This window comes from Winogradskyella ouciana (assembly GCF_009709615.1).
GTDB lineage: Bacteria > Bacteroidota > Bacteroidia > Flavobacteriales > Flavobacteriaceae > Winogradskyella > Winogradskyella ouciana.
The window spans coordinates 1-237 of record NZ_WJYA01000300.1 but is presented as its reverse complement, the minus strand read 5'-3'; the positions used below and the strand labels follow the sequence as shown (position 1 = coordinate 237).

The following is a 237-nucleotide window of genomic DNA, read 5'->3' as shown; positions in this document are numbered from 1 at the left end:
GTCGAACGGGGGATTGAGATACATGTGACTCTCTACCACCTGGATTTCCCTCAAATTCTTGAAGATGAGTACCATGGCTGGCTCAGCCCAAGGGTCATTGACGATTTCACGGCGTACGCGGACGTGTGCTTCAGGGAGTTCGGCGACCGGGTGAGGCACTGGACCACCATGGACGAGCCCAACGTGCTGTCCATCGCCGCCTACGACAGCGGTGCCTTCCCGCCGTGCCGCTGCTCG

1 protein-coding gene is annotated in these 237 nt (G+C 59.9%); it reads left to right on the top strand.

Annotated features, from left to right (window positions below; all coding sequences use genetic code 11):
- On the top strand, positions 1-237 hold a 237-nt coding region (locus tag F1003_RS19215), incomplete at both ends, for a family 1 glycosylhydrolase (protein WP_155090387.1).